The following is a 25,678-nucleotide window of genomic DNA, read 5'->3' on the forward strand; positions in this document are numbered from 1 at the left end:
TAAGCTCTCTAGCGCCGATGGTAGTTGGGACCTTGTCCCTGTGAGAGTAGGACGTCGCCAAGCAAAAACCTAAGTCGTTTCGACTTAGGTTTTTTTTGTGTTTATTTTTATTTACCGAATGTTATAATCTATAAATTTAATAACGCTAAAGACGAAAAAAGAATGAAATAGAGACTTTTAAAATAGGACACATTATTTCTATCATAAGTATATATTTTAAATAATGAGATGCTATAAATAAGTATTCAATAATTACAACAATTACTGCGATAGAAAAAATAAATAGGATAATAGCGTAGTTCTTTCTTTCATGTTTATCCTCCTTAGAAATTAAATCGTTATAATAAAAGTTCTATTGATGTGTAGAATACAAGAGTGTACATATTTTGATTTAAAACATACTGAAGTACTATATAAACGATTATAAGTAAATAGATCTCTAGAAATATATATTCTAATTCCCTTTTCTTCTTGCATATAGTTGCAATTCTTCTTTTGAATATAACTAAAACACGAACGTTATTGACTACTAATAAAAAAACATTCGATTATTTATTGACATCGTTTATGAAATATTGTTAATATAGCCATAGAAACAATAATATAAGACCTCATATAATCGCGGGGATATGGCCTGCAAGTCTCTACCTAACGACCGTTATTCGTTAGACTATGAGGGAAAGTCACTCGGTATTTTTCTATTCACAAGGGATACGTATGCCTGAGTAGAGCGCTTTCTCTCATAGTAAAAGAGAAACTGTTCTATTTCAGGCTTTTTTTATTTGAATCGGGGGGATTCTAATATGAAATCACTAGTTGGAGTCATAATGGGAAGTACGTCAGACTGGGAAACAATGAAATATGCTTGTGACATTTTAGATGAATTAAATATACCGTATGAGAAAAAGGTTGTATCCGCTCATCGGACTCCGGATTATATGTTTGAATATGCAGAGACGGCTCGTGAACGTGGATTGAAGGTTATTATTGCTGGAGCTGGTGGAGCAGCACATTTACCAGGAATGGTTGCAGCGAAGACAAATCTTCCTGTAATTGGAGTTCCAGTTCAATCAAAAGCATTAAACGGCTTAGATTCATTATTATCCATCGTCCAAATGCCAGGAGGCGTTCCAGTTGCAACTGTTGCAATTGGTAAAGCCGGTTCAACGAATGCTGGATTACTTGCTGCACAAATACTTGGATCATTCCATGATGATATACATGATGCATTAGAATTGAGACGAGAATCGATTGAAAAAGATGTGCGCGAAGGTAGTGAGCTAGTATGACGAGAATCATTTTACCTGGAAAAACAATCGGCATTATTGGAGGCGGCCAGCTAGGAAGAATGATGGCATTGGCAGCCAAGGAGATGGGATATAAAATTGCTGTTTTAGATCCTACAAAGCATTCACCATGTGCACAAGTTGCTGATATTGAAATCGTTGCACCGTATGACGATTTAAAGGCAATTCAGCATTTAGCAGAGATAAGTGATGTTGTCACATATGAATTTGAGAATATTGATTATAGATGTTTACAATGGCTTGAAAAACATGCTTACTTGCCACAAGGTAGTCAGTTGTTAAATAAAACGCAAAATCGTTTTACAGAAAAGAATGGAATTGAGAAGGCTGGGTTACCAGTAGCAACGTATAGATTAGTTCAAAATCAAGATCAGCTTACAGAAGCAATTGCTGAGTTATCATTCCCTTCTGTCTTAAAAACGACGACAGGTGGATATGATGGGAAAGGGCAAGTTGTTTTAAGAAGTGAGGCTGATGTTGAGACAGCAAGAAATCTTGTGGATAAAGCAGAGTGTATTTTAGAGAAATGGGTGCCTTTTGAAAAAGAAGTATCTGTTATTGTGATTCGTAGTGTAAGTGGTGAAACGAAAGTGTTTCCAGTAGCGGAAAATATTCATGTAAATAACATTTTGCATGAATCTATCGTTCCAGCTCGTATTACAGAAGAGCTTTCTCAAAAAGCAATTGCTTATGCAAAGGTACTTGCGGATGAATTAAAACTTGTGGGAACACTAGCTGTAGAGATGTTTGCTACAGCTAATGGTGAGATTTACATTAATGAATTAGCACCAAGACCTCACAATTCAGGACACTACACACAGGATGCATGTGAAACGAGCCAATTTGGTCAACATATTCGAGCAATCTGTAATTTACCTCTAGGAGAAACAAATTTGTTAAAACCAGTTGTCATGGTAAACATTTTAGGCGAACATATAGAAGGGGTCCTAAGACAAGTGAATAGACTAACCGGGTGCTATTTACACTTGTATGGAAAAGAAGAAGCAAAAGCACAGCGAAAAATGGGGCATGTTAATATTTTAAATGATAATATTGAAGTTGCTCTAGAAAAAGCGAAGAGTTTGCATATTTGGGACCATCAAGAACAACTGTTGGAGGGAAAAAGATGATTAGTCGTTATACACGCCCTGAAATGGGTGCGATTTGGACGGAAGAGAACAAATTTAAAGCGTGGTTAGAAGTTGAGATTTTAGCTTGTGAAGCATGGGCTGAGCTTGGCGACATTCCAAAAGAAGATGTTAAAAAAATTCGTGAACATGCATCATTTGATATTGATCGTATTTATGAAATTGAAAAAGAAACACGTCATGACGTAGTTGCATTCACTCGTGCTGTATCAGAAACGCCGACATTAGGCGAAGAACGTAAATGGGTTCATTACGGTTTAACATCTACAGACGTAGTAGATACAGCATTATCTTACATCTTAAAACAAGCGAATGAAATCATATTAAAAGACTTAGAGAACTTTGTAAGCATTTTAGCTAACAAAGCGAAAGAGCATAAATACACAATCATGATGGGAAGAACACACGGTGTTCATGCAGAACCAACGACATTTGGTTTAAAACTTGGTCTTTGGTATGAAGAGATGAAACGTAACGTAGAGCGTTTCAAACAAGCTGCTGATACAGTTCGTGTTGGTAAATTATCTGGTGCAGTTGGTACATATGCAAATATCGATCCATTCGTAGAAAAATATGTTTGTGAAAACTTAGGATTAGAAGCAGCACCAATTTCAACACAAACATTGCAACGTGATCGTCACGCACACTACATGTCGACACTTGCATTAATCGCAACATCTATCGAAAAGATGGCAGTTGAGATTCGTGGTTTACAAAAGAGTGAAACACGTGAAGTTGAAGAGGCTTTCGCAAAAGGCCAAAAAGGTTCTTCTGCAATGCCGCATAAACGTAATCCGATTGGTTCTGAAAATATGACTGGTTTAGCTCGTGTTATCCGCGGTTATATGATGACAGCTTATGAGAATGTTCCGTTATGGCATGAGCGTGACATTTCTCACTCTTCAGCAGAACGTGTAATTTTACCAGATGCTACAATCGCATTAAATTACATGTTAAATCGCTTTGGTAATATCGTTAAAAACTTAACTGTATACCCAGAGAATATGAAACGCAATATGACAAGAACATACGGCTTAATTTATTCTCAGCGCGTAATGCTTACACTAATCGACAAAGGTATGGTACGTGAAGAAGCTTATGATATCGTACAGCCTAAAGCGATGGAAGCTTGGGAAACACAAGTACAATTTAAAGAGCTTGTTGAAGCTGATGAGCGTATTACAAGTAAGTTAACACAAGAAGAAATTAATGAATGCTTCAACTATGAGCATCATATGCAACATGTTGATACAATCTTTGAACGCCTTGGATTAAACGAAGCGTAAAATTTCATATGGCACAGAATAGAGTCATTCTGTGCCATTCTTTATAAAAACATTATTCACATTTTTCAAACTACAGGGGGCTTGCGAAATGCAAAAGCTAGAATTGCTGTATGAAGGTAAGGCAAAAAGAATTTATCGTACAGAATCAGCAGATATGGTTTGGGTAGAGTACAAAGATAGTGCGACTGCTTTCAATGGGGAAAAAAAAGAGACGATTACAGGAAAAGGTCGTTTGAACAATGAGATTACAACTTTATTGTTCAGAAAGTTACAAGAAGTAGGAATTAAAACACATTTTGTTGAGAAGTTATCTGAAACAGAACAACTTGTTAAAAAAGTGAGTATTATTCCTTTAGAAGTTGTCACAAGAAATGTAATTGCAGGAAGTCTTTCAAAACGATTAGGAATGGAAGAGGGAACTGTACTTGCAGAACCAATCGTAGAATTTTACTTCAAAGATGATGATTTAGGAGATCCACTTGTAACGGAAGATCATATTCGTGTATTAAACGTTGCATCGCCAGAGCAAGTAAGTGTATTACGAAATATGGCTCTACAAATCAATCAAGTGTTGATTGATCATTTCGCAAGCTGTCGCGTAAGATTAGTAGATTTCAAATTAGAGTTTGGTGTAACGGAAGAAGGAGAAATCATTTTAGCGGATGAAATTTCACCAGATACTTGTCGTTTATGGGATGAAACGAGCAATGAAAAGTTTGATAAAGACGTATTCCGTCGCGATCTTGGAAATTTAACAGATGCTTATGAAGAGATTTTAAAACGTTTAGGGGGAATTTCACATGTATAAAGTTAAGGTATATGTAACATTAAGAGAAAGCGTATTAGATCCACAAGGAACAGCAGTAAAAGGAGCACTTCATAGTCTTTCATTCACAGAAGTACAAGACGTTCGAATCGGAAAGTACATGGAATTAACGATTGATAAATCTGTATCTGATTTAGATAGCAAGGTAAAAGAAATGTGTGAAAAACTATTAGCGAACGTTGTAATGGAAGACTTCCGTTATGAAGTTGAGGAGGTTGTCGCACAGTGAAATTTGCCGTAATAGTATTTCCGGGTTCGAACTGTGATGTCGATATGTTCCATGCAATTAAAGATGAGCTTGGCGAAGAAGTAGATTACGTTTGGCACGATACAGAGAATTTAGATGAATATGATGCAATTCTACTACCAGGTGGATTTTCTTATGGTGACTACTTACGCTGCGGTGCTATTTCTCGCTTTGCTAATGCAATGAAAGCAGTGCAAAAAGCTGCTGAGCAAGGAAAGCCGATTTTAGGTGTATGTAATGGATTCCAGATTCTTGTTGAATCAGGATTACTACCAGGAGCGTTAATGAGAAACGAAAACTTAAAATTTATGTGTCGCACTGTTCAGTTGCGTGTTGAAAATAATGAAACGATGTTTACATCACAATATGAAAAAAATGAAATAATCAATATTCCAATCGCTCATGGTGAGGGGAATTACTATTGTGACGAAGAGACTCTTAAACAATTAGAAGAGAATAATCAAATCGCATTCCGTTACGTAGAAAATCCTAACGGTAGCGTTTCAGATATTGCTGGTATTGTAAACGAAAAAGGAAATGTACTTGGTATGATGCCACATCCAGAGCGTGCTGTAGATGAATTACTTGGCGGTGCTGAAGGGTTAAAAGTCTTTCAATCTATCTTAAAACAGTGGAGGGAAACATATGTCGTTAATGCTTGAACCAAATCCAACACAAATTAAAGAAGAGCGTATATATGCGGAAATGGGGCTAACAGACGAAGAGTTTGCCATGGTTGAAAGGATTTTAGGTCGTCTGCCAAATTATACAGAAACAGGATTATTCTCTGTAATGTGGTCTGAACATTGTAGTTATAAAAATTCAAAACCAGTTCTTCGTAAGTTTCCAACGACAGGTGAGCGTGTTCTGCAAGGACCTGGAGAAGGTGCTGGAATTGTAGATATAGGTGATAATCAAGCAGTTGTATTTAAAATGGAAAGTCATAACCATCCTTCAGCTATTGAACCATATCAAGGAGCTGCAACAGGTGTTGGTGGTATTATTCGTGACGTATTCTCTATGGGAGCACGTCCGGTAGCTCTATTAAACTCACTTCGTTTCGGTGAATTACAGTCACCACGTGTGAAATATTTATTCGAAGAAGTAGTAGCAGGAATTGCAGGATACGGTAACTGCATCGGTATTCCGACTGTTGGCGGCGAGGTACAATTTGATCCATGTTATGAAGGAAATCCACTTGTAAATGCAATGTGCGTAGGTTTGATTAATCATGAAGACATTAAAAAAGGGCAAGCGCACGGTGCTGGTAACACAGTAATGTACGTAGGGGCATCGACTGGTCGTGACGGTATTCACGGTGCAACATTCGCGTCGGAAGAACTATCTGAAAGTTCAGAAGCGAAACGTCCAGCGGTTCAAGTAGGGGATCCATTTATGGAGAAACTTCTTATTGAAGCGTGTTTAGAATTAATTCAATCTGATGCACTTGTTGGAATTCAAGATATGGGTGCGGCTGGTTTAACATCATCTTCTGCAGAAATGGCAAGTAAAGCAGGAATGGGTATTGAAATGTACTTAGATGATGTACCACAGCGTGAAACAGGAATGACACCATATGAAATGATGCTATCTGAATCACAAGAGCGTATGTTAATTGTTGTGAAAAAAGGTAGAGAACAAGAAATAGTAGATTTATTTGAGAAGTATGGTCTTGCAGCAGTTACGATGGGAAAAGTAACAGAAGATAAAATGCTTCGTTTATTCCATAAAGGTGAAAAGGTAGCTGAAGTTCCAGCAGATGCTTTAGCAGAAGAAGCACCAATTTATCATAAGCCATCAAAAGAAGCAGCATACTTTGCTGAATTCCAAGCAATGAAAATGGAAACGCCAAAAGTAGAAAATTATAAAGAAGCGTTATTCGCTCTATTACAGCAACCAACAATTGCAAGTAAAGAGTGGGTATACGATCAATACGATTACCAAGTTCGCACAAGTACAGTTGTGACACCAGGTTCAGATGCTGCAGTTGTACGTGTACGCGGTACAGAAAAAGGATTAGCAATGACGACAGATTGTAACTCTCGCTACATTTATCTAGATCCAGAAATGGGCGGTAAAATTGCAGTAGCAGAGGCAGCGCGAAATATCGTATGTTCTGGCGGGGAGCCACTTGCAATTACAGATTGTTTAAACTTCGGTAACCCAGAAAAACCAGAGATTTTCTGGCAGATTGAGAAATCAGTAGACGGTATGAGTGAAGCTTGTCGCACATTACAAACACCAGTTATCGGTGGAAACGTATCGATGTATAACGAGCGTAGTGGCGAAGCTGTATATCCAACACCAACTGTTGGGATGGTCGGACTTGTACATGACTTAAAACATGTAACAACACAAGAGTTTAAGCAAGCTGGCGATTTAGTTTATGTAATTGGTGAGACGAAAGCTGAGTTTGGCGGAAGTGAATTACAGAAAATGATTCACGGTAAAATCTTCGGGCAATCACCAAGTATCGATTTAGATGTAGAATTAAAACGCCAAAAACAAGTATTAGAAGCAATTCAAGCTGGTCTTGTTCAATCTGCACATGATGTTGCTGAGGGTGGTTTAGCAGTTGCGATTTCAGAAAGTGCAATTGGTGCTAAAGGCTTAGGTGCTACTGTGAAATTAGATGGAGAAGCAACAGCAGCATTATTCGCTGAATCACAGTCTCGCTTCGTGATTACTGTAAAACGTGAAAATAAAGAGGCGTTTGAGAAAGCGGTAGAAGCAATCCAAGTTGGAGAAGTAACAAGTACAAATGAAGTAACAATTTATAATGAAGAAAATGAAGTATTACTTACAGCAAATGTAGATGAAATGAGAAAGGCTTGGAAAGGGGCAATCCCATGCTTGCTGAAATAAAGGGGTTAAACGAAGAATGTGGCGTTTTCGGAATTTGGGGGCATGAAAATGCAGCACAAGTTTCATACTACGGATTGCACAGTTTACAGCACCGTGGACAAGAAGGCGCAGGCATTGTCGTAAATAATGGTGAGAAAATCGTCGGTCACAAGGGGTTAGGTTTAATATCAGAAGTGTTTTCAAGAGGCGAGCTAGAAGGATTAAATGGAAAATCAGCAATCGGACATGTACGATATGCAACAGCTGGTGGAAGTGAAGTTGCTAACGTTCAACCATTGTTGTTCCGTTTTTCTGATCATAGTATGGCGCTAGCTCATAACGGGAATTTAATTAATGCAAAAATGCTTCGCCGTGAATTAGAGGCAGAGGGAAGTATTTTTCAAACAAGTTCAGACACAGAAGTACTTTTACATCTTATTAAACGTAGTACGAAAGACTCTTTAATTGAAAGTGTAAAAGAGGCTCTGAATAAAGTGAAAGGTGCGTTTGCGTATCTTTTACTAACTGGAAATGAAATGATCGTTGCGTTAGATCCAAATGGATTCCGTCCGCTTTCAATTGGAAAGATGGGGGATGCTTACGTTGTAGCATCTGAAACATGTGCTTTTGATGTAGTAGGTGCAACATACATTCGCGATGTAGAACCTGGTGAATTACTTATCATTAATGATGAAGGAATTCACGTAGATCGTTTTACAAACGATGTAGAACATGCGATTTGTAGTATGGAATACATTTACTTTGCACGACCAGATTCTAATATTGCTGGTGTTAACGTTCATGCAGCGCGTAAAAATATGGGAAAACGTTTAGCAGCGGAAGCTCCTATTGAAGCGGATGTTGTTACTGGTGTACCAGACTCTAGTATTTCAGCAGCGATTGGCTATGCGGAGGCAACAGGCATTCCGTATGAATTAGGATTAATTAAAAATCGTTACGTTGGACGTACTTTTATTCAGCCTTCTCAAGAACTGCGTGAGCAAGGGGTTAAGATGAAGCTTTCAGCAGTAAGAGGTGTAGTGGAAGGGAAACGAGTTGTTATGATTGACGATTCTATCGTAAGAGGAACGACAAGTAAACGAATTGTTCGTATGCTTCGTGAAGCTGGAGCGACAGAAGTTCACGTAAGAATCGCTTCACCACCTCTTAAGTATCCATGTTTTTATGGCATTGATATTCAAACGAGAAAAGAATTAATTGCAGCAAATAATACAGTAGAAGAAATCCGTGAAATGATCGGAGCAGATTCTTTAACATTTTTAAGCGAAGATGGATTAGTAGATGCAATTGGGCGTCCATATGAAGGGAAATATGGCGGTCTATGTATGGCTTATTTTAATGGGGACTATCCAACAGCTCTTTATGATTATGAGCAAGAGCTTTTAGAAAGTATGAAATAAGAAAAGTGAAAAAAGCTTCTACTTCTTTTGATGTAGAAGCTAGCTCCTTTCTTAAAATAGCCCGCCCTGGATGGGGAGAAATTAAAAGACGAGGTGTAAATAACGATGGCGAATGCATATAAGCAAGCAGGAGTAGATATTGAAGCTGGATATGAAGCGGTATCTCGCATGAAAAAACACGTACAAACAACTATGAGAAAAGAAGTACTAGGCGGTTTAGGCGGTTTTGGAGGTATGTTTGATCTATCAAAATTTGCATTAGAAGAACCTGTATTAGTATCTGGAACAGATGGCGTGGGAACGAAATTGATGCTCGCTTTTATGGCAGATAAACATGACACAATTGGTATTGATGCAGTAGCAATGTGTGTAAATGATATTGTTGTCCAAGGAGCAGAGCCGCTTTTCTTCCTTGATTATATTGCTTGTGGTAAAGCTGAACCTAGTAAAATTGAAAACATCGTCAAAGGTATATCAGAGGGCTGTCGCCAAGCTGGTTGTGCATTAATCGGTGGAGAAACAGCTGAAATGCCAGGAATGTATTCTACGGAAGAATATGATTTAGCTGGTTTTACAGTTGGGATTGTTGATAAGAAGAAAATTATAACAGGTGAAAAAATTGAAGCTGGTCACGTGTTAATTGGCTTAGCATCTAGCGGTATTCATAGCAATGGTTACTCTTTAGTACGAAAAGTGTTACTAGAAGATGGAGAACTATCTTTAGAGCGTATTTATGGTCGCTTAGAGCTACCTCTTGGTGAAGAATTATTAAAACCAACGAAAATTTATGTCAAACCTATTTTAGAACTATTGAAGAAACATGAAGTATACGGTATGGCGCATATTACAGGTGGCGGATTTATTGAAAATATTCCACGCATGTTGCCAGAAGGAATCGGTGCTGAGATTGAACTAGGATCTTGGAAAATTCAGCCGATCTTTAGTTTACTTCAAGAAGTTGGAAACCTGGAAGAGAAAGACATGTTCAATATTTTTAACATGGGTATTGGTATGGTAGTGGCAGTAAAGGAAGAAGATGCAAAAGATGTTGTTCGTCTTCTTGAAGAACAAGGAGAAACGGCTCGTATTATTGGACGTACTATACAAGGAGCTGGTGTTACTTTTAATGGGGGCACAGCACTATGAGTAGATTAGCGGTTTTTGCTTCTGGAAGCGGATCTAACTTTCAATCTCTCGTTAATGCGGTAGAAGAAAAAAGATTGGATGCAGAAATTAGTTTATTAGTATGTGATAAACCAGAAGCACGCGCTGTTGGTCGGGCACATTATCATCATATTCCGTGTTTTGCTTTTTCAGCGAAAGCATATGAGTCAAAAGAAGCGTTTGAAAAAGAGATATTAAAGAAGCTAGAAGAATATGAAATTGACTATGTTATTTTAGCTGGATATATGCGTTTAATTGGGCCGACGTTACTAGAAGCATACGGCGGGAAGATTATTAATATTCATCCATCATTACTACCGAGCTTTCCGGGTAAAGATGCTGTCGGTCAAGCATTAGAAGCAGGTGTGAAAGTAACTGGAGTAACGATTCATTATGTAGATGCAGGTATGGATACAGGGCCAATTATTGCGCAAGAAGCAGTAGTTGTTTCTGAAGGGGATACGAGAGAAAGCTTACAAAATAAAATTCAACAAGTTGAGCATAAATTATACGTAAATACAGTGAATCAAATTGTTCAGTCTGTGAAAGAATCAACTGTTAACTAACATACAACCAGGGGTGAAAGATAAATGAAAAAGCGTGCATTAGTAAGTGTTTCAGATAAAACAGGAGTAGTAGAATTTGTTAAAGGGTTACTAGAACAAGGGATTGAAGTTATTTCAACAGGTGGTACGAAAAAGTTACTAGAAGCAAACGGCTTACAAGTAATTGGTATTTCTGAAGTAACTGGTTTCCCTGAAATTATGGATGGCCGTGTGAAAACATTACATCCAAATATTCATGGTGGTCTATTAGCAGTTCGTGATAATGAAACACACGTAACACAAATGAATGAATTAGGTATTCAGCCAATTGACTTTGTTGTTGTTAACTTATACCCATTTAAAGAAACAATCGCTAAGCCTGATGTAACATTTGCTGATGCAATTGAAAATATTGATATCGGTGGCCCGACAATGATTCGCTCTGCTGCGAAAAATCATCAATTCGTATCTGTAATTGTAGATCCAGTAGATTATGATGTTGTATTAGCAGAACTAAAAGAGAACGGCGAAGTAATGGATGAAACGAAACGTAAACTAGCAGCGAAAGTATTCCGTCATACAGCAGCATATGATGCGCTAATTTCTAACTATTTAACAGAGCAAATGGGTGAAGAAAGTCCAGAAACATTAACTGTGACATTCGAGAAAAAGCAAGACTTACGTTATGGCGAGAACCCACATCAAAAGGCAACTTTCTATAAAGCGCCATTCGCAGCAACTTCTTCTGTTGCATACGCAGAACAATTACACGGTAAAGAATTATCGTATAACAATATTAATGATGCAGACGCAGCGCTCAGCATCGTAAAAGAATTTACAGAACCAGCAGTAGTAGCAGTAAAACATATGAATCCATGTGGTGTTGGAGTAGGAACTGATATTCACGAAGCATATACTCGTGCTTATGAAGCAGATCCAGTATCAATCTTCGGCGGTATTATTGCAGCAAATCGTGAAATTGATAAAGCTACAGCAGAAAAGTTACACGAAATTTTCTTAGAAATCATTATTGCACCTTCTTTCTCAAAAGAAGCTTTAGAAGTATTGCAAAGTAAGAAAAACTTACGTCTACTAACTGTAAATATTGAAAAAGCGACAAGTGCAAGCAAAAAACTAACTTCTGTACAAGGTGGGCTTCTCGTTCAAGAGGAAGATACGTTATCATTAGATGAAAGTACAATTTCAATTCCAACGAAACGTGAACCTTCAGAGCAAGAATGGAAAGATTTAAAACTAGCTTGGAAAGTTGTAAAGCATGTGAAATCAAATGCAATTGTTTTAGCGAAAGATGATATGACAATTGGTGTCGGTGCAGGACAGATGAACCGTGTAGGTTCTGCAAAAATCGCAATTACACAAGCTGGTGAAAAAGCACAAGGTAGCGCACTTGCATCTGATGCTTTCTTCCCAATGCCAGATACATTAGAAGAAGCAGCAAAAGCAGGAATTACAGCAATCATTCAACCGGGCGGATCAATCCGTGATGAAGATTCTATTAAAGTGGCGGATACGTATGGGATTGCTATGGTGTTCACTGGCGTACGTCATTTCAAACACTAATAGAGGATGTTTAAAAGGTCCGGTCGAGATAACCTTTTAAACTTTTATTGATATGAGAAAGCAAACTAGGAGCATAGCTTCTAGTTTGTACTTATTTAATTATTGGGGGATGAAATATGAATGTTTTAGTAATTGGCCGCGGTGGGCGTGAGCATGCTTTAGCTTGGAAGTTTGCACAATCTGAAAAAGTAGAAAAGGTGTATGTAGCACCAGGTAATGAAGGTATGCGCGATGTTGCAACACCAGTTGATATTGATGAAAATGATTTTGATGCATTAGTTTTATTTGCTAAAGAGAATAAGGTTGAATTAACTTTCGTTGGACCAGAAATTCCACTTATGAATGGAATTGTTGATCGATTTAACGAAGAGGGACTTCGCGTATTTGGTCCGAATAAAGCGGCTGCTGTTATTGAAGGTAGTAAAGCTTTTACGAAAGAATTAATGAAAAAATATGATATTCCAACTGCGGCGTATGAAACTTTTACAGATTATGAAGAAGCAGTACAGTACATTCAAAAAGTTGGTGCACCAATCGTTATTAAAGCTGACGGCCTAGCTGCTGGTAAAGGCGTGACAGTAGCAATGACACTTGAAGAGGCATTACAAGCTGTGAAAGAAATGCTGCAAGATGTGAAATTCGGCGCGGCAAGTAAGAAGGTCGTTATTGAAGAGTTTTTAGATGGACAAGAATTTTCATTAATGGCATTCGTGAATGGAACAACTGTACATCCAATGGTAATCGCCCAAGATCATAAAAGAGCTTTTGATGGTGATAAAGGTCCAAATACGGGCGGAATGGGTGCGTATTCTCCAGTGCCACAAATTCCAGAATCAGCAGTTCAAGAGGCGATAAAAACGGTATTACATCCAACTGCTAAAGCGATGATTGCAGAAAACCGTTCGTTTACAGGCATTTTATACGCAGGTCTTATTTTAACAAATGATGGTCCAAAGGTAATTGAATTTAATGCACGCTTTGGTGATCCTGAAACAGAAGTAGTATTACCTCGCTTAGAAAACGATTTAGTTGATGTATGTAACGCTGTATTAGATGAAAGTGAGCTAACGTTACAATGGTCAGAGGAAGCAGTAATTGGTGTTGTACTTGCTTCGAAAGGATATCCAGAAGCATATAAAAAAGGTGACATTATTAAAGGATTAGATGCACTGCAAGATGCGATTGTTTTCCATTCAGGCACAGCGATGAAGCATGGTGATTTTGTAACAAACGGTGGCCGTGTACTATTTGTTGCTTGCAAGGCGAATAGTTTACAAGAAGCAAAAGATAAAGTATATAAAGAAATCGGTAAAATTGAGAGTGATGGTCTATTTTATCGAAGTGATATAGGATATCGTGCAATTGAGCATAAGATGACGAGAAGTTAATATGTAAAAATCCCGCTGAGGAATCAGCGGGATTTTTTATGCATCTTTATCTTTTTTTAATTTCCCTTTTTGCTTTGCCATTTCTCGAAGTAAATACTCGATGTGTGCATTGACGCTACGAAACTCATCATTTGCCCATTTTTCGATGACTGCGTGTAATTCAGGATCAATACGTAATGGAAAGCTTTTCTTTTTAGCCATAATTACTTATAGCCCTTAGTATAGGCTTCCTGTATTAATAACCGGTTGCGCACCTTTATCTGAAACGATGGCAACTAATAAGTTGTTTACCATATTTGCTTTACGCTCGTCATCAAGTTCCAGTACGCCTTCTTCATCTAACATATGGATTGAATCTTTGGCCATCTTCACAGCACCTTCAACAATTTCTTTTCTAGCAGCTAATACTGCTTTTGCTTGTTGACGTTGTAGCATTGCATGGGCAATTTCTGTTGCGTAAGCTAAATGCGTTAAACGAGTTTCCAATACTTCTACACCAGCAATTTCAAGACGTGCCTCTAACTCACGTTTTAATTCTTCAGAGATTTCTTCAGTATTTCCGCGTAACGTAATGCAAGTTTCATCTTGGAAATTGTCATATGGATATTTTGTTGCGACGTGGCGGATTGCCGTTTCGCTTTGAATTTCTACAAATCGATCGTAATGTTCAACACCGAACATTGCTTTTGCAGAATCAACTACTTTATATACGATAACAGCTGCAATTTCAATCGGATTTCCCTCAACATCGTTTACTTTTAATTTCTTACTATTAAAGTTTTCAACACGTAAAGATACAGTTTGACGGAATGCGAACGGAATCGTTAAAAATAAACCGTTTTGACGAATTGTTCCTAAATAATTACCAAAGAACGTAATAACTTTCGCTTGATTTGGTTGAACAATCCCGATACCCGTAGCGAGAATTGCGGCTAATACAATAGTTAGTGCTGCTCCTATAAAAATTTCTTGTGCAAGGAAAAATACACCGATAGCCGCTAAAATCAAAATTCCAATAATACCGAGAAAACCATTTACATAAAATACTTGTTTCTCTTTCATATGATCGCCTCCTGATATAAAAATGATATCACTTTTATATCATTTTAAGCAAGAGGGATGCACCTAATTTTCTGAATTTTATTGATTGATATCTTTTATATACATTTTAAGTTTAAAAAGGGAATGTACGTTCTGTTTTTATGGTAAAATAAAGAAGACTTAACCGCCCACTGCAGCAGCTAAGTCCCTTTGAGAGCATCTTGCATCGTGACAAATGATTCAAAGCGGTTTTGCCAGGATTATTTCTTCAATCGCTGACTCAATCTCTTTGTCAGAAGCGTCATAACTTCCTTTTGACTTTGGCTTGTCATGAGAGGAAGTTTGATTCACTTCTTCTTTAGCATGTCCTTTTTCAGTAAAATTCATGCTAGGCATTTTAAATGCACCCATATTCATGTATTTTCCAAACTTCCACGCTTCAACAATAGGGCAGAAGCGAACAATTCCCTCTGCAACTTTCATTGCACCAATCCATAGAAAAATGTTAGACCAAGTGCACCATGGCTTGCGTACAAGTTTAGTTGCACTACATCCGAAGAGGACAAGCCCAAGTGTAATTCGAATTAGAGCGTTTATTGTCCCGATGTTTTGCTTCATTAGAAAAACACTCCTTTTTATGAAAATTGAAATAGTGAATACTACTTCTCTTATTAGTATCCCGTGTGATTTTGGGGATATGTAATCCAACATTTGACGTTGAAAAAGATGTTGGAATGGGCGTGTGTGTCAGTAGCTTTTTTTGTTATAATGAAAGAATGCATAAAAAGAAGATGAAATTAAATCATTCTTTTTGAAAAATATTTAAAAAACAAGATGAAAACTAACTGTTATTTTAAACAGAACTATAGATATAACTAGAGAAAAGGAAGGGTGTTTTCATGTACGATATTTCCGGATGGAAACATGTATTTAAGCTTGATCCAAATAAGGAGTTAAGCGATGAACATTTAGAAATGATTTGTGAGTCTGGAACTGATGCGGTTATTGTAGGCGGAAGTGATGGGGTTACAATTGATAACGTATTACACATGCTAGTTAGCATTCGTAGATATGCTGTTCCTTGTGTATTAGAGGTCTCTGATGTAGAAGCAATTACACCAGGATTTGATTTTTATTACATCCCAAGTGTGTTAAATAGCCGAAAAGTAGAATGGGTAACAGGTGTTCATCATGAGGCATTGAAAGAATTTGGGGATATTATGGACTGGGACGAAATTTTTATGGAAGGGTATTGTGTTTTAAATCCAGAAGCGAAAGTAGCCCAGCTTACAGATGCGAAATGTGATTTAACAGAAGATGACGTTATTGCATATGCTCGTTTAGCAGACAAGTTATTACATTTACCGATATTTTATTTAGAATATAGCGGTACGTATGGAGAAGTTGAACTTGTTAAAAATGTAAAAGCAGAATTGAAACAAGCTCAGTTATACTATGGCGGCGGTATTTCTAATGCAGAACAGGCGAAAGAAATGGCACAATATGCTGATACAGTAGTTGTTGGAAATATTATTTATGATGATATAAAATCGGCGTTAAAAACAGTTAAAGCAGTAAAAGGAGAGTAGGTGCAGGCGTATATGAGTATGACAGATAAGTTATTAAACGGTTTAAATCCACAGCAACAAAAAGCGGTACAAACAACGAATGGACCACTTCTATTAATGGCAGGTGCAGGTAGTGGTAAAACACGTGTGTTAACACACCGTATTGCGTATTTGCTTGGTGAAAAAGGTGTAGCACCATGGAATGTATTAGCTATTACCTTCACAAATAAAGCAGCTCGTGAAATGCGCGAGCGTATTGATACACTTGTGGGACCAGAAGCAGAAGATATTTGGATTTCGACGTTCCACTCTATGTGTGTACGTATTTTACGACGTGATATCGATCGTATTGGCATTAATCGTAACTTTACAATCTTAGATTCAGGTGATCAGTTAACGGTAGTCAAAAAAATTATGAAAGAGCGCAATATTGATCCGAAGAAATTTGAGCCGCGCTCTATTTTAGCGGGTATTAGTAATGCGAAAAATGAACTGTTATCTGCGGATAAATATGCAAAAAAAATTACAATGGCTGATCCATATGAAAAATTAACGAGCGATGTATACACAGAGTATCAAAAACGTCTTTTGAAAAATAATTCATTAGACTTTGATGATTTAATTATGACGACGATTCAGCTATTTGAACGTGTTCCAGAAGTATTGGAGTTTTATCAGCGTAAGTTCCAATATATTCACGTTGATGAGTATCAAGATACGAATAAAGCGCAATATCTTCTTGTTAAACATTTGGCAGCGCGTTTTAAAAATCTTTGCGTTGTAGGTGACTCTGACCAGTCTATTTATCGCTGGCGTGGTGCAGATATTTCTAACATTTTGTCATTCGAAAAAGATTATGAGAATGCACAAGTAATTTTGTTAGAACAAAACTATCGTTCGTCACAAAATATTTTAAATGCAGCGAATGCTGTTATTGAAAAAAATACGAATCGTAAACCGAAGAAATTATGGACGGACAATCAAGTTGGGAGCAAAATTTCGTATTATCGTGCTGCAACTGAAAAGGACGAAGCATATTTTGTTGCGAAAAAAATTCGTGACGATCTTCAAATGGGGAAACGAAAATACACTGATTTTGCAGTACTATATCGTACGAATGCTCAGTCTCGTATGGTCGAGGAGATTTTCCTTAAATCTAACATCCCGTACAAAATTGTCGGGGGTACGAAGTTCTACGACCGTAAAGAGATTAAAGATATTTTGGCGTACTTACGTTTAATCGGTAATCCAGATGATGAAATTAGTTTTGCACGTATTATTAACATGCCAAAGCGTGGTATTGGTGCGACTTCTATTGATAAAATTATTAATTATGGTGTGCAAAACGGAATTTCATTAACTGCTGTATTTGATGAGATTGAGCATGTTGGAGTAAGTGCAAAAATTACAAAGGCAGTAAAAGAATTCGCAAGTTTATTACACAACTGGGTAAATATGCAAGAGTATTTATCTGTTACAGAATTAGTAGAAGAAGTTATTGAAAAAACAGGCTATCGCGATATGTTGAAAAATGAGCGTTCTTTAGAAGCGGAAGGTCGTTTAGAAAACTTAGACGAGTTCTTATCTGTTACGCAAACATTTGAATCTCAAAGCGAAGATAAGAGTCTTGTTGCATTCTTAACAGATTTAGCACTTGTTGCTGATATTGATCGTGTAGATGAAGACCCAACTGCTGGTGAAGAAGTTATCTTAATGACGATGCACTCAGCGAAAGGATTAGAGTTCCCGGTTGTCTTTATTGTTGGTTTAGAGGAAGGGATATTCCCTCATACTCGTTCTCTTATGGAAGAGGATGAAATGCAAGAAGAACGTCGTCTTGCTTATGTAGGTATTACTCGTGCAGAAGAAGAGCTATATTTATCTAATGCGCAAATGCGTACTTTATTTGGTAGAACAAGTATGAACGCTGCGTCTCGCTTCATTACAGAAATCCCGACAGAACTAGTGGAATCATTAAATGAAACAGCGCCGAAGCGTGAAAATTCGTTTGGTGCAAAAGGCAGAACAGCAAGTAGCAGTAAAATGACAACGACAACCACAACACGCTCTCGTTCAGCTTTCGCGCGTCCTGCAGCTAAGACGACAGGCGGTGAGCAAATTGGCTGGGCAGTAGGCGATAAAGCTTCCCACCAAAAATGGGGAATCGGTACAGTTGTAAGTGTAAAAGGTGAAGGTGATGCAAAAGAATTAGATATTGCCTTCCCAAGCCCGATTGGTGTTAAACGTTTGTTAGCAAAATTTGCACCTGTGACGAAACAATAGAAAGGAATGAGGATATGTCAAAAGAGATAGCAAAAAAACGTATAGAAGAACTGCGTGATTTGTTAAATACATTTAATTATCAATATCACGTATTAGACAATCCTTCTGTTTCTGATGCGGAATATGACCGTAATATGCAGGAGCTTATAAAATTAGAAGCAGAGAACCCAGAGTTTATGAGTGAGGATTCTCCCTCCGTTCGCGTTGGGGGAACTATTCTTGATATATTCGAAAAAGTAACACATAAGTCACCAATGTTAAGTTTAGGAAATGCATTTAACGAAGGAGATTTACGTGATTTCGACAGAAGAGTACGTCAAGGAATTGATGATGCGAATGTAAGATATATATGTGAATTAAAAATTGACGGGCTTGCCGTTTCGCTTCATTATGAAAAAGGACGCTTCATTCAAGGGGCGACACGTGGTGATGGTGTAACGGGTGAAGATATTACTCAAAATTTAAAAACGATTAAAGCTATCCCACTTCGTTTAAATGAAGAAGTAACGTTAGAAGCACGAGGCGAAGCTTATATGCCGAAGCGTTCATTTGTTAAACTAAATGAAGAAAAAGAGCAAAATGGAGAAGATGTATTTGCGAATCCGCGTAATGCGGCAGCAGGCTCAATACGTCAACTTGATCCGAAAATTGCAGCGAAGCGTAACTTATCTATGTTTGTGTACGGTCTTGCGAATGTAGAAGAAAAAACAATTCCATCGCACAGTGAATCGCTTGATTTCCTAGGTGAACTCGGATTTAAGACAAATCCAAATCGCCGTACATGTGAAACAATCGAAGAGGTTATAGCTTATGTAGAAGAATGGCAAGAAAAACGTCCGCATCTTGATTATGAGATTGATGGAATCGTTATAAAAGTAGATGATGTTGCTCTTCAAGAAAGTCTAGGAACTACAGCGAAGAGTCCAAGATGGGCGATTGCTTATAAATTCCCGGCTGAAGAAGTTGTAACGAGATTAACAGGCATTGAATTAAGTGTTGGCCGAACAGGGGTTGTAACACCGACTGCAGAGCTAGAGCCAGTGAGAGTTGCTGGTACGATCGTTCGTCGTGCTTCTTTACATAACGAAGATTTAATTCGTGAAAAAGACATTCGAATTGGTGACTACGTTGTTGTGAAGAAGGCTGGAGATATTATTCCTGAAGTTGTGAACGTTATTTTTGATAAGCGTACTGGTGAAGAAGAAGAATACCGCATGCCAACGCATTGCCCAGCATGTGAGAGTGAACTTGTTCGTTTAGAAGAAGAAGTAGCACTTCGATGTATAAATCCAACTTGTCCAGCTCAAATTCGCGAAGGATTAATTCATTTCGTTTCAAGAAATGCAATGAATATTGATGGGCTTGGAGAACGTGTCATTACACAACTTTTTGATGCAGATTATATTCGTACATTTGCTGATTTATATGCATTAACGAAAGAGCAGTTATTACAGTTAGAACGTTTTGGTGAAAAATCAGCAACAAATTTAATACAAGCAATTGAAAATTCTAAAGAAAACTCGTTAGAGCGATTATTATTTGGTCTTGGAATTCGACACGTTGGAGCGAAAGCAGCACGTACATTTGCAGAGCACTTTGAAACGATGGATGAGCTTGTAAAAGCAACAGAAGAAGAACTAAAAGCAATTAATGAAATTGGCGAAAAAATGGCTCAATCTGTTGTGACATATTTTGATAATGAAGATGTATTAGAGTTATTACAGCAGTTTAAAGAGTATGGCGTGAATATGACATACAAAGGTATAAAAATTGCAGATTTACAAAATGTTGAATCTTACTTCGCAGGAAAAACGGTTGTTTTAACAGGTAAGCTAGAAGTTATGGGACGAAGTGAAGCGAAGAAGAAGATTGAGGCATTAGGTGGAAAAGTAACAGGAAGTGTTAGTAAGAGTACAGATTTGGTTGTTGCAGGTGAATCGGCTGGTTCGAAATTAGCACAAGCGGAGAAACATAATGTTGAGGTTTGGAATGAAGAGAGGTTCTTACAAGAGCTAAATAAGTAAGAGGTGCAAACTTACCATGAAAAAAATAGCATTAGCGGTATTAAGCCTTGGCCTACTTGTAAGTGGGTGTAGTGCAGGTGCCGACAAAGATGAAAAAGTGTCTGAGAAATCGGGGAAAGCAAAAGAACAATCAGTTGTCCCAAAATACGCTATGTCGGATGAATATTATAAGACGACTATTCCATTTTATGGTGGAAAGGCACGTGGTTTAGTCGTGCAAGGAGTAAATAATCGTCTTGATATAGATGAATTTGAAACAGGATTAATGCGTATTGCGAAGGAATCATTTAGTACGAAAGATCATTTCTTTAAAGGCGGAGATACTCTAGAGGCTCAATATGTACAAATGCTTGTTAAAAGAAAGCGTACAAATGCTGAACAGAAAGAACTAGAAGATACATTAAAAAAAGATGCAGTTAAATTTCCAAACATAGGATTAAATCCAGCTTTAGGTGAAGGATCCGAAATACTAGAAGAAAAAAACAAAAAAAATCCAATATATATTTCCAATATTTTAGAGCATGATTATTATGTGAAAAACGGCGACAAAGATGAGCGTAGCGGCATTGTAGTTGGATTAGCAATGAATTCAGTGCATTATTATAATGAAGAACATGGTTACCCGCGTGAAGCTACAATCTCGAATGAAAAAATGTTAGCTGAAGGGAAAAAAATGGCGCAAGAAGTCTTGAAGTTTATGCATCAAAAAGATCCTGAAACAAAAAACCTTCCGATCACATTTGCAATTTATCGTCAGGCTCCGAAGGCGTCACTTGTGCCAGGTAATTTTGTTTCTTATGCAAATGTTGAAAAAGGTAGTGAAACGGTTGAAGATTGGAAACAAATTAATGAAAAATATTATTTGTTCCCATCAGAGCAAGCGAAAACAGATAATAAACGTGAAGATCTTGCAAGAGTATCCAACTTTAAGGCAAAACTAAGCGATTATTTCCAAGGCGACTATACAGCTGTTATTGGTACGGGTATGTATAGAGATGATGAATTAAGAGAAATGAAGCTTGATATTCCTGTCCAATTTAATGGAAAAGCTGAAATAGTTGGTTTTACACAATATGTGGCAGGGCTTGTTATGGAATACTTCCCGAATTATATGAAAGTACAAGTAACAATTAAATCTGTAGAACGCCCAGAAGCCATTATTATACGTGAAGCAAAACAAGATGAACCACTTGTGAAAATTTTAGATTAAATATGAAGGCTGTTCCTCTAAGGAACAGCTTTTTTTCTTATGCAATTTTGTTATAATTTAAAATGTTGTAAATAATAGGGGTAAGGGGTAAAGCTCATGGAAGAATTAAGTTTTCAAGTCATTATTTTATTAATTGCATTCGGTTTTTTAGCAGCTTTTATTGATTCGGTTGTTGGAGGAGGAGGGTTAATTTCGCTTCCGGCGCTTATGTTTGTTGGCTTATCGCCAGCTTCGGCAATTGCAACGAATAAATTAGCGGCAACGATGGGGACGTTTACGAGTGCGATGTATTTCATTCGATCAGGAAAAGTTGATTTTAAAATTGTAGGAAAGTTAATCCCGTTAACTATTGTTGGAGCTGTTGCAGGCGCTTTAGTAGTAAAATTTATTCCATCGGATATTTTACGCCCATTAGTACTTGTAATGTTGGTATTTATTGCTATTTATATTATTGCAAAAAAGAATTGGGGAAGTGTGTCTACCTATAAGAAGATGACGCAAAGAAAAACATTAATATTTTTCTTTGCTATTTTAATGATAGGATTTTATGATGGATTTTTTGGACCAGGGACAGGGGCGTTTTTAATTTTTGCATTTTTATTAATTGGCTTGGATTTTATTCAAGCGGCAGCATCTGGAAAACTTTTGAACTTTGTTAGTAATATTGTATCTTTAATTACTTTTTTATTTTTAGACATAATTCATTTTGAATACGGTATTATCATGGGATTATCAATGATCTTAGGTGCTTATTTTGGATCGAAGTTTGCGGTTCAAAAAGGTGTTGGATATGTAAGAACTTTATTTTTATTAGTTACTATATTATTGATCGGGAAAAATGTTTTGGAATATACTCATATTTTGTAGATTCATACGCATGTATGAATCTCTTTTTTTATTATATTTTAAAAATTTATTAATTTTTAAAATATAAGTCTAGGAATATTTGAATAAATCTAAATTATCGTGTAGAATAATGTTGTAAAATGTAAACGTTTTTCTAAGGGGAGGCTAAAAAAAATGGTAGTAGCATACAAACATGAGCCATTTACAGATTTTTCAGTGGAGGCTAACAAATTAGCGTTTGAAGAAGGTTTAAAGAAAGTAGAATCTTATCTTGGACAAGACTATCCATTAATTATTGGGGGAGAAAAAATCACTACAGAAGACAAAATTGTTTCTGTAAACCCTGCAAATAAAGAGGAACTTGTTGGTCGTGTTTCAAAAGCAAGCCGTGAGTTAGCTGAAAAAGCAATGCAAGTAGCGGATGAAACATTCCAAACTTGGAGAAAATCAAAGCCAGAAATGCGTGCAGACATTTTATTCCGTGCTGCAGCAATCGTTCGTCGCAGAAAACATGAATTCTCTGCTATTCTTGTAAAAGAAGCAGGTAAGCCATGGAATGAGGCAGATGCTGATACAGCAGAAGCAATCGATTTTATGGAATATTATGGTCGTCAAATGTTAAAATTAAAAGACGGTATTCCAGTAGAAAGCCGTCCAATTGAATATAATCGTTTCTCTTACATTCCATTAGGAGTAGGTGTTATCATTTCTCCTTGGAACTTCCCATTCGCAATTATGGCAGGTATGACAACAGCTGCTTTAGTTTCTGGTAACACAGTATTACTAAAACCAGCTAGTACAACTCCTGTAGTAGCAGCGAAATTTATGGAAGTATTAGAAGAAGCTGGCTTACCAGCTGGCGTAGTAAACTTCGTTCCAGGTAACGGTTCTGAAGTTGGTGACTACTTAGTAGATCATCCTCGTACACGTTTCGTAAGCTTCACGGGATCTCGTGATGTAGGTATCCGTATCTATGAGCGTGCAGCGAAAGTAAACCCAGGACAAATTTGGTTAAAACGTGTTATCGCTGAAATGGGCGGTAAAGATACAATCGTTGTTGATAAAGAAGCAGATCTTGAATTAGCAGCTAAGTCTATCGTTGCATCAGCATTCGGATTCTCAGGACAAAAATGTTCTGCATGTTCTCGTGCAGTAATCCATGAAGATGTATACGATCACGTATTAAATCGTGCTGTTGAATTAACGAAAGAATTAACAGTTGCTAACCCAGCAGTATTAGGTACAAACATGGGTCCTGTTAATGACCAAGCTGCATTTGATAAAGTAATGAGCTATGTTGCAATTGGTAAAGAAGAAGGTAGAATCTTAGCAGGTGGCGAAGGAGACGATTCTAAAGGCTGGTTCATCCAACCAACAATCGTTGCTGACGTTGCAGAAGATGCTCGCTTAATGAAAGAAGAAATCTTCGGACCAGTAGTAGCATTCTGTAAAGCGAAAGACTTCGATCATGCACTTGCAATTGCAAACAATACGGAATACGGTTTAACAGGTGCTGTTATTACTAACAACCGTGACCATATTGAAAAAGCACGCGAAGACTTCCACGTTGGTAACTTATACTTCAACCGTGGATGTACTGGTGCAATCGTAGGTTACCAACCATTCGGTGGCTTTAACATGTCTGGTACAGACTCTAAAGCTGGTGGACCTGATTACTTAGCACTTCACATGCAAGCAAAAACTACTTCTGAAACTTTATAAGAAATAGTAGAGGAGCTCTTCACAGAATGTGAAGAGCTCCTTTTAAAATTGAAATCCTATATATTACCATCGTTCGAAGGGAATGAGCTAAAACCTATTAATAGCGTGATAAACATGTGAACAGAAATAAAATGATGAGAAAAGTTGACTTATTAGTCATATTTTTTAGTATTCATTTTGAGAATTTCCTGTATAATACAATTTGAAAGAAAATCTATGGTTCGACAAGGAACACTCCTTTCAGTTTTGCTCACTGAAAGGAGTGTTTTTTTATGTAGCTAAAAATTCTTGCGTGCTTATTACATTTGCATATACGCCATTTAAACTAGCTAAAATTGTATTGTGAATATAAACAGCTGGTATAGTAGCGTTCTTAAAAGAAAGGTCTTTTGTAGCACAAGCGTCATGTATAACGGTACATTGAAAGCCAAAATCGAATGCAGCCCTTACTGTTGCATCGATACACATATGAGTCATCATCCCGCATACAACGACATGTTCAATATTTAAACGTTTTAATTGCTCTAGAAGATTAGTTTCTCGGAAGCTATTTGGATAATGTTTGACTATAACTGTTTCTTCTCTAAGTGGACGTACGCTTTCATGAATATGTACACCTTCTGTATTAGGTAGGAAAAAAGTAGCGTCATCTTTTATAGCTACGTGTTGGATATGAAAAATAGGTTCGCTGTTTGTTCTAAAGTGTTGTAATAACTGATTAGTATATTCGCTTGCTTCTACTGGATTACGCAATTCCATCTTTCCATTTGGAAAATAATCGTTTTGAATATCGACGAGTAAAAGAGCTGTTTTCATATATTTATCTTCCTCCGAGTTTCATATTCAAATAAATTTATTCAATTTGTAGAGAGGATTCTCCTGTTTAAAAATATGAGGAAGAAGAATTTTAAATAACCTTGAAAGTTACTATTTTTCAGATGAATATTCATCTGAAAATTTTAATAAAGGAATAATTAATATTTTTCTAAAAAATGTATTGACTCTTATTATTCTGAGTTCTATAATGAGAATTAATTAAACGACAATTAAATCGATACATTCTTATCCAGAGAGGTGGAGGGACTGGCCCTACGATACCTCAGCAACGGGTTTTTTAATACCGTGCTAACTCCAGCAAGCCATATAAAGGCTTGGAAGATGAGAAGATGTGAACGAGTACATATAAGTGCTCTCCTTCTTATCTTTATGGTTGATAAGAAGGAGGGC

21 protein-coding genes, 2 pseudogenes and 2 riboswitches are annotated in these 25,678 nt (G+C 37.1%); of the genes and pseudogenes, 18 read left to right on the forward strand and 5 right to left on the reverse strand.

From position 1 onward, the window contains the following. Positions 1-128: 128 nt before the first annotated feature. A pseudogene (locus tag ACLBXA_RS27165) lies at positions 129-312 on the reverse strand (hypothetical protein). A 279-nt stretch (positions 313-591) separates the two neighbouring features. Continuing rightward, positions 592-693, forward strand: a riboswitch (purine riboswitch). Positions 694-803: 110 nt separating this feature from the next. On the opposite strand from ACLBXA_RS27165, the gene purE reads away from it, so the two are divergent. The 12 genes from purE (at position 804) to purD (ending at position 13,757) form a co-directional block, all read left to right on the forward strand. Further along, positions 804-1,289, forward strand: a complete 486-nt coding sequence (gene purE / locus ACLBXA_RS27170) for a 5-(carboxyamino)imidazole ribonucleotide mutase (protein WP_000839369.1) — start codon at positions 804-806, stop codon at positions 1,287-1,289. Continuing rightward, on the forward strand, positions 1,286-2,437 hold the full coding sequence (purK, locus tag ACLBXA_RS27175; RefSeq protein ID WP_000196768.1) for a 5-(carboxyamino)imidazole ribonucleotide synthase: 1,152 nt from the start codon (positions 1,286-1,288) through the stop codon (positions 2,435-2,437). The genes purE and purK overlap by 4 nt, the downstream gene beginning before the upstream one ends. Beyond that, positions 2,434-3,741, forward strand: coding sequence for an adenylosuccinate lyase (gene purB / locus ACLBXA_RS27180; protein WP_000625687.1), 1,308 nt, complete (start codon positions 2,434-2,436; stop codon positions 3,739-3,741). Before purK ends, purB begins: the two co-directional genes overlap by 4 nt. 88 nt (positions 3,742-3,829) lie before the next feature. Then, on the forward strand, positions 3,830-4,549 hold the full coding sequence (purC, locus tag ACLBXA_RS27185) for a phosphoribosylaminoimidazolesuccinocarboxamide synthase (protein ID WP_029441464.1): 720 nt from the start codon (positions 3,830-3,832) through the stop codon (positions 4,547-4,549). Beyond that, complete coding sequence (purS, locus tag ACLBXA_RS27190; protein WP_000278823.1) at positions 4,542-4,796, forward strand: phosphoribosylformylglycinamidine synthase subunit PurS; 255 nt, start codon at positions 4,542-4,544, stop codon at positions 4,794-4,796. Before purC ends, purS begins: the two co-directional genes overlap by 8 nt. After that, the gene (gene purQ / locus ACLBXA_RS27195) at positions 4,793-5,476 is read left to right on the forward strand and encodes a phosphoribosylformylglycinamidine synthase subunit PurQ (RefSeq protein WP_000666782.1); all 684 of its coding nucleotides are present in this window, start codon (positions 4,793-4,795) and stop codon (positions 5,474-5,476) included. Before purS ends, purQ begins: the two co-directional genes overlap by 4 nt. After that, positions 5,460-7,679, forward strand: a complete 2,220-nt coding sequence (gene purL, locus ACLBXA_RS27200) for a phosphoribosylformylglycinamidine synthase II (protein WP_242297364.1) — start codon at positions 5,460-5,462, stop codon at positions 7,677-7,679. Before purQ ends, purL begins: the two co-directional genes overlap by 17 nt. After that, a complete protein-coding gene (gene purF, locus ACLBXA_RS27205; protein ID WP_000879026.1) occupies positions 7,664-9,079 on the forward strand; it encodes an amidophosphoribosyltransferase in 1,416 nt (471 codons plus the stop codon). The genes purL and purF overlap by 16 nt, the downstream gene beginning before the upstream one ends. A gap of 105 nt (positions 9,080-9,184) precedes the next feature. Continuing rightward, positions 9,185-10,225 (forward strand): phosphoribosylformylglycinamidine cyclo-ligase, encoded by a 1,041-nt coding sequence (purM, locus tag ACLBXA_RS27210; RefSeq protein ID WP_001262424.1) that lies wholly within the window; start codon positions 9,185-9,187, stop codon positions 10,223-10,225. Then, the gene (purN, locus tag ACLBXA_RS27215; RefSeq protein WP_000088578.1) at positions 10,222-10,809 is read left to right on the forward strand and encodes a phosphoribosylglycinamide formyltransferase; all 588 of its coding nucleotides are present in this window, start codon (positions 10,222-10,224) and stop codon (positions 10,807-10,809) included. Before purM ends, purN begins: the two co-directional genes overlap by 4 nt. Before the next feature lie 24 nt (positions 10,810-10,833). Further along, positions 10,834-12,369, forward strand: coding sequence for a bifunctional phosphoribosylaminoimidazolecarboxamide formyltransferase/IMP cyclohydrolase (purH, locus tag ACLBXA_RS27220; protein ID WP_000745400.1), 1,536 nt, complete (start codon positions 10,834-10,836; stop codon positions 12,367-12,369). A 116-nt stretch (positions 12,370-12,485) separates the two neighbouring features. Then, positions 12,486-13,757 (forward strand): phosphoribosylamine--glycine ligase, encoded by a 1,272-nt coding sequence (gene purD / locus ACLBXA_RS27225; RefSeq protein WP_001101961.1) that lies wholly within the window; start codon positions 12,486-12,488, stop codon positions 13,755-13,757. 36 nt (positions 13,758-13,793) lie between these two features. Here purD and ACLBXA_RS27230 read toward each other — a convergent pair whose 3' ends face one another. The 3 genes from ACLBXA_RS27230 to ACLBXA_RS27240 all read right to left on the reverse strand — a co-directional run bounded on the left by ACLBXA_RS27230 (position 13,794) and on the right by ACLBXA_RS27240 (position 15,416). After that, positions 13,794-13,958 carry a toxin-antitoxin system HicB family antitoxin gene (locus ACLBXA_RS27230; protein ID WP_001085171.1) on the reverse strand — a complete coding sequence of 55 codons (165 nt, stop codon included), beginning with the start codon at positions 13,956-13,958 and terminating at the stop codon, positions 13,794-13,796. Positions 13,959-13,973: 15 nt separating this feature from the next. Continuing rightward, complete coding sequence (locus ACLBXA_RS27235) at positions 13,974-14,819, reverse strand: SPFH domain-containing protein (protein ID WP_000660674.1); 846 nt, start codon at positions 14,817-14,819, stop codon at positions 13,974-13,976. A gap of 219 nt (positions 14,820-15,038) precedes the next feature. Further along, positions 15,039-15,416 (reverse strand): YgaP family membrane protein, encoded by a 378-nt coding sequence (locus ACLBXA_RS27240; protein ID WP_000812342.1) that lies wholly within the window; start codon positions 15,414-15,416, stop codon positions 15,039-15,041. A 281-nt stretch (positions 15,417-15,697) separates the two neighbouring features. On the opposite strand from ACLBXA_RS27240, the gene ACLBXA_RS27245 reads away from it, so the two are divergent. The 6 genes from ACLBXA_RS27245 (at position 15,698) to pruA (ending at position 24,451) form a co-directional block, all read left to right on the forward strand. Next, positions 15,698-16,387, forward strand: coding sequence for a heptaprenylglyceryl phosphate synthase (locus ACLBXA_RS27245; RefSeq protein WP_000272085.1), 690 nt, complete (start codon positions 15,698-15,700; stop codon positions 16,385-16,387). A 12-nt stretch (positions 16,388-16,399) separates the two neighbouring features. Beyond that, positions 16,400-18,649, forward strand: coding sequence for a DNA helicase PcrA (pcrA, locus tag ACLBXA_RS27250; protein ID WP_003309016.1), 2,250 nt, complete (start codon positions 16,400-16,402; stop codon positions 18,647-18,649). Positions 18,650-18,663: 14 nt separating this feature from the next. Next, positions 18,664-20,673 carry an NAD-dependent DNA ligase LigA gene (ligA, locus tag ACLBXA_RS27255; RefSeq protein ID WP_000031434.1) on the forward strand — a complete coding sequence of 670 codons (2,010 nt, stop codon included), beginning with the start codon at positions 18,664-18,666 and terminating at the stop codon, positions 20,671-20,673. Between the two features lie 16 nt (positions 20,674-20,689). Beyond that, positions 20,690-21,883, forward strand: coding sequence for a CamS family sex pheromone protein (locus tag ACLBXA_RS27260; protein WP_000717037.1), 1,194 nt, complete (start codon positions 20,690-20,692; stop codon positions 21,881-21,883). A gap of 96 nt (positions 21,884-21,979) precedes the next feature. Continuing rightward, positions 21,980-22,750 (forward strand): TSUP family transporter, encoded by a 771-nt coding sequence (locus tag ACLBXA_RS27265; protein ID WP_447617604.1) that lies wholly within the window; start codon positions 21,980-21,982, stop codon positions 22,748-22,750. A 153-nt stretch (positions 22,751-22,903) separates the two neighbouring features. After that, positions 22,904-24,451: an L-glutamate gamma-semialdehyde dehydrogenase gene (gene pruA, locus ACLBXA_RS27270; RefSeq protein ID WP_000259555.1), complete on the forward strand. Its 1,548-nt coding sequence runs from the start codon at positions 22,904-22,906 to the stop codon at positions 24,449-24,451. Positions 24,452-24,701: 250 nt separating this feature from the next. Here pruA and ACLBXA_RS27275 read toward each other — a convergent pair. Then, positions 24,702-25,267 (reverse strand): annotated as a pseudogene (locus ACLBXA_RS27275) (cysteine hydrolase family protein). 243 nt (positions 25,268-25,510) lie between these two features. After that, a riboswitch (SAM riboswitch) is annotated at positions 25,511-25,616 on the forward strand. The last annotated feature ends 62 nt before the right edge of the window (positions 25,617-25,678 follow it).

The organism is Bacillus sp. D48C (assembly GCF_053345735.1).